Source organism: Psychrobacter sp. T6-1 (assembly GCF_052258445.1).
In genome coordinates, this window is sequence record NZ_JBQQFC010000579.1 from 1 (window position 1) to 966 (window position 966).

The 966-nt window shown below is 46.7% G+C and carries 2 protein-coding genes; one reads left to right on the forward strand and one right to left on the reverse strand.

Annotated elements, in window-relative coordinates:
- Positions 1 to 78: 78 nt before the first annotated feature.
- Entirely contained in the window at positions 79 to 360 is a 282-nt protein-coding gene (locus tag ACTXGO_RS16470) for a DUF503 domain-containing protein (protein ID WP_443542859.1), read from the reverse strand.
- A 142-nt stretch (positions 361 to 502) separates the two neighbouring features.
- On the opposite strand from ACTXGO_RS16470, the gene ACTXGO_RS16475 reads away from it, so the two are divergent.
- Positions 503 to 966 (forward strand): FAD-dependent oxidoreductase (locus tag ACTXGO_RS16475; protein ID WP_443575048.1); only part of this gene is annotated, 464 nt, incomplete at its 3' end.

Consider the following 966-nt stretch of genomic DNA (forward strand, 5'->3'; position numbering starts at 1 on the left):
TTAGGTGTTGAAATCAGTCTTGATTTTGCTTGATAGGGTTTTGAGTGCCTTGCATGGTAGGAGATACACCTACCCCACTTAAATAAATTCCCGCTCAATATCCATCACCCTTGCATCTACCGTCCGCTCTATCTTCTCCTCTATCTGACTACACTGCGACTCAACCTCACGTTTGGTCAGTCCGACGATGACAAACGTCCACTCGCTGGCATCGTGCCGATCGCGCTCACCGCTCTCGCATACGGCAATACTTGGTGTATTACCAAAACGCGCATGCAAGCCGCCCATACGTTGGCGCTTTTCTTTTAAGGAGCTGCAGCCAGGCAAAGAGAACGTCATAGTCAAGATAGCGATATGCATAGGTTTTCCTCATTAAAGTTATCCACGCTTCATGGTATCATCAAGCACGCTTGGTGTATGGTCGGCAACTTGTAAGATACAGAATCGTACCCATAACAATAAGACTAAAATTGCCTCAAAACGAACTAAAGAGATCTCAACCATGACAAAACATTATGACTATATCGCCATTGGTGGCGGTAGCGGCGGTATTGCTTCGATCAATCGCGCGGCAAGCTATGGCAAAAAATGCGCCATTATCGAAGCAGAACAATTAGGCGGCACTTGTGTCAACTGGGGCTGCGTACCCAAAAAGGTCATGTGGTACGGCGCGCAAGTGGCTGAAGCCATTGAGAAGTATGCGCCAGATTATGGCTTTGATGTCGAGTTAAAAGGTTTTGACTTTCAAAAACTGGTCAATAGCCGCCAGCAGTATATTCAAAACATCCATCGCTCTTATGATAATAATTTGGCAAAGAACGGCGTTGAGGTCATAAAAGGCTTTGCCAAGTTCATCGATACCAATACGGTCGAAGTCAATGGCGAGCACATTACCGCTGACCATATTTTGATTGCGACCGGTGGTCATCCTATTTTCCCCGACATCCCAGGCGCTGAGCACGGTAT

What these genes read in the sequence shown, in the direction of transcription:
- ACTXGO_RS16470 (WP_443542859.1), bottom strand. Translation starts at nt 360, where the DNA reads ATGCATATCGCTATCTTGACTATGACGTTCTCTTTGCCTGGCTGCAGC.